At 66.4% G+C, this 3,931-nt stretch carries 3 protein-coding genes; 1 reads left to right on the forward strand and 2 read right to left on the reverse strand.

The features are described 5' to 3' along the window. Positions 1-64: 64 nt before the first annotated feature. On the reverse strand, positions 65-1,981 hold the full coding sequence (locus GF399_05880; protein ID MBD3399844.1) for a M6 family metalloprotease domain-containing protein: 1,917 nt from the start codon (positions 1,979-1,981) through the stop codon (positions 65-67). Positions 1,982-2,189: 208 nt separating this feature from the next. Between GF399_05880 and rpsT the strand changes: the two genes are divergently transcribed. Beyond that, on the forward strand, positions 2,190-2,486 hold the full coding sequence (rpsT, locus tag GF399_05885; protein MBD3399845.1) for a 30S ribosomal protein S20: 297 nt from the start codon (positions 2,190-2,192) through the stop codon (positions 2,484-2,486). A 519-nt stretch (positions 2,487-3,005) separates the two neighbouring features. On the opposite strand, the gene GF399_05890 is transcribed toward rpsT, so the two are convergent. Next, positions 3,006-3,332 carry a hypothetical protein gene (locus GF399_05890; protein ID MBD3399846.1) on the reverse strand — a complete coding sequence of 109 codons (327 nt, stop codon included), beginning with the start codon at positions 3,330-3,332 and terminating at the stop codon, positions 3,006-3,008. Between the last annotated feature and the right edge of the window lie 599 nt (positions 3,333-3,931).

Consider the following 3,931-nt stretch of genomic DNA (forward strand, 5'->3'; position numbering starts at 1 on the left):
GCGGGCGGGTCTAAAGACCCGCCCGCGGATTGCCGTTACCGGGAATCGACCGACTCCGGCTGAATCAATCACCGACGACGAGGCGGCGCTGCAGGGTCTGGTCGGCGGTGCGCAGGCGCAGCAGGTAGAGGCCGGCGCTCAGCCCGGGATCGCAGCCCAGGGTGTGCCGCCCGGCGGCGTAATGCCCCGCGGCGAGGGTCGCCAGCCGACGGCCGGCCAGATCGTAGAGCGCCAGCTCGATCTCGCCGGCGGCGGCCAGCTCGAACTCCACGCTCAGCGGACCTCGGGCCGGGTTGGGGTAGACTGCCAGCCCGGTTGCATCGGTGGTGGGTGTCTGGTGGGAGAAGACGGCCTCGACGGAGGCCAGGGGTCGGCCGGCGTCGTCGAAGGCCTCGAGGCGGTAGCGCTCCTCGCCGGCGGCCCCGCGGTCCAGGTAGGCGCTGGTGCTCAGGCCGGAGCCGAGGATTTGCCAGGACGCGTTCGTCCAGCGGCTCAGCCGATAACTGCGGCAGCCCGGGGCGGCGACCCAGCGCAGCAGCAGGCCCTCGCGTCGCGAGTCGGCGAACAGCTCGAGCTCCCCGGTCGCCGAGGTGTCGATGGTGATGTCGCAGAGCACGTCGTCGCCGGAGAGGCGGATGTCGCTGATCTCGACCCAGGTCGAGTAGCCGCCGCGGTCCCGGCTCGAGGGGGTGGTGTCGTCGGCGAAGCGGGTGTTGCCCGTCGAGCCGGGGAAGGGATCGCCGGCGTCGCCGATGTTGTCCTCCTCGGGATCGGGCCGTTCGCCGTCGCCGTTGTCGAGGTCCTCGAGGCCGTCGGCCTGCTCGACGTCCAGGTCATCGTAACGGAAGCCGAAGCCGTGGGCCCCGGAGTAGATGTGATAGACCAGCAGGCCCTCGCCGACCAGGGTGGGTTCGGGGTCGAGCTGCTGGCGGTTCTCCAGGTAGAACCACTCGTCGTAGTCAGGTGCGCCGCCCTCCCAGAGGGTGTAGACGGTGTTGTCGGTCTCCGCCGGCGGCACCAGCAGGTCGTTCTCGTCGGCGGCCAGGTTGATCACGTTGGTCCAACCCAGCTCGCTGCGGCTCCAGGCGTCGAGGAAGCTGGGGTAGCGATCGTCGAGGCCGTCGGCTCCCCAGGCGCCATAGCTCATCAGGCTCCACAACCCCGTGCCCAGATCATAGCGGTAGGGGCCGTACTGGTCGGGCAGGTTGAGCAGATGGCCCATCTCGTGGCAGGCCACCGAGATGCCGGACAGGCTGCCGTCGGCGCGTTCCTCGGCCTGGATGTCGTAATCTTCGATGTAGATCATCCCGCCGCCCGCCGCCGGGTCATTGGTCGTGTAACCCAGAGACGACATATGGCTCCAGATGTCGTTGGGATCGCCGGTGTCGGCGCCGTCGGGACCGGCGTGGTAGACCATGAACAGATCGACGATACCGTCGTCGTCGCCGGAGTTGGGAATGCCGTCGGGGCCGTCGTTGTCGTACTCGCCGAAGTCGACCGTCGGATCGGCCAGTTCGGCGGCGGCCCGGGCCACTTCGTAGCCGCCCCAGGACAGGCCGTAGTTCTGGTCGTTGTAGTTGTAGTTGTAATCGTCGGCTGTCGTCAGCCAGCCGGCGACGCCGCCGGCCAGGTCGAAGGCGCCGTAGCTGACCGTGTTCCAGTAGTCGCGCAGCGAGCCCGTGGCGTAGGTGCCCTGACTGAACAGCAGCTCCTCGTAGGCCGTTCTTGGGTGCGCTCCGGTATCGGCCGGGTGGTCGGGGAACTGGAGCAGCACCGCCACGGCGCCCATCAGCGGCGGGGTGGGCGTCGGCGGCGTCGCGGACCGCTCGGCGGCCAGGGCCTCCAGGGCCGGCCAGGGGAGCTCCTCGCCGGTAGCGTGGTGGACGCCGCTTTCCAGGTCCCAGCGCTGTGGATTGGGCGGTACGGCCTGGACGGTGAAAACGATAATCAGCAACGCTGCGAGGGTGAGACGGCGCATCATACGGACCTCCAGATCAAAGCCGGATCGGTGTCGGTTTCCTTACCTGTCGCCAAGCAACGTAGCACAAAAAAAGCGATGGGTAAAGCCGTCGGTCTTGACACGCCCGGCCAGGCTATCCTACTATCTCCACCCTTGGACAACCAATGCCGCCGACAAAGCGATCCGGCGCCATTAGACCCCTTGAGCTATCGAGCAGTATAGGAGCACGATGCCGCAGACCAAAGCCGCCAAGAAGAGCCAGCGCCAGACCGCCAAGCGCACCCAGCGCAACCGGGCCGTCAAGGCCCGCATCCGCACCGCCGTACGCAAACTGCGCCTGGCCGTCAGCGAAAGCCGCGAAGCCGACGCTCAACTGGCCTATCGCGAGGCCGTCAGCCTGCTGGACAAGGCCCGGGAGAAGGGCGTCCTGCACGCCAACAACGTCTCGCGGCGCAAGAGCCGCCTGACCAGGCTGGTCAACACATTGGACGAATCACGGGACGAAGCCGACGCCGCCGGCGAATAATTATGCTTCCCAGTCCTGACGTCTTTTGATAACGCCCCCGGCGGGGCGTTTTCTTATCTGCTGTAACGCTTGGGATTACTTACCGCTCTTGGGTCATCTCTCGTGGATAGCCTGTAGTCAGGGGCGATATCGGGATGCAATCATGCCACAAGCAGAGCAGGCGCTGTGGCGGATGGCTCATTGAGTGATCGCGGGATGATCGCGACCGCACGTCGAGTGCCCCAAGTGCAACCAGCGCTATCATTACCGCTGAGCCGACGGGGTCCTCAGTGCAAACGTCGCGGCAAGTCGTTCAAGCATCGTCCCCGGGGCGTCGCAACGAGCTAACCCTCGAGAAACGCCATGAGATAGCCCGTCTGTTTTGGCTCGGCGTCCCGACCGTCCGAGCCGCCGGGGATTTGGGCAGCCGGTGCAATACGGCTTAACTACAAGCGATTCCGCGAGCGCAACGCCGCCGATCGCCAGGCCGAGCTGGACTCGATCGTCAACTCCGACGGCTGGCAGACCGATAACAAGCTGTCAAGCATCGGCTTCCACCACAAGCGCTTCTATGATGACAAAATTCCGGTCGATGGCCAGCGACGGCTCAAAGCCTATCGCGGCGGCTTCAAGCGCACCTTCGGACTCTTTATCCGGGAGATGGAGTTCAGATGCAATCACAGAAACGATCCCGGCATGATAGCGTACGAGAAAACAGCCCGAGTGGTCCTGAACGTGGGTGACGCCTAAAGGCTGGGGTTGGGGTCCGCCCGCCGCCCGACAGCTCAAACTGGTCCAGGATGCAACACCGCGCCAACCGCCGGAACTGGCACGGTTTTTGCGGAGGCCGACCGTTACAGTCGTCATAACGGTCGCCGAGATGCAAAAACCGTGCCAGTTCCGGCGGTTGGTGTTTCGCCGCCGGCGGGGTTAACAGCGGTCGGGCGGCGGGCGTCACCTTTCACCGCGGCCGGCGCGCAGCATCCGCGGCCAGGTGCGGGGGTTGAACAGCAGGCTCGTCGTCCAGGCGCACTCGTAGGTGCACCAGCAATCGCCCCGGGCGATGTGGCGGCGTATCTGAGCGGCTCGCTTGCTCCACCACAACCGGCCGAGATCCCAGTCGACGTCGGCCAGATTGCCGAAGGCGGCGGGGCGGTGCTCGCAGAAGGGGCCGCGGCTCAGGGGGTCCCGGCCGGGGGCGGCCATCAGGGTTTCACAGGGGTAGAGCCAACCGTCCTCGGAAACCACGGCGGAGAGGATGCCGCCGAGGCAGGGCAGTACCTGGCGTCGTTCGGCCAGCAGGCGGAGCACCAGCCGCCACTGATAGCGCTCCTTGGCGGCCAGCATGTCGAGGGGGTTGAAGCTGAAGTGGGGCAGACGCCCGTCGGCCAGGGCGCGTTCTTTCTTGCGCTGGAAGGCGGCGTAGGCGGCGAGGTCGAAATCGGCTTGCAGCTCGTCGACGGGGA

Source organism: Candidatus Coatesbacteria bacterium (genome assembly GCA_014728225.1).
Classification (GTDB): Bacteria; RBG-13-66-14; RBG-13-66-14; order RBG-13-66-14; family RBG-13-66-14; genus WJLX01.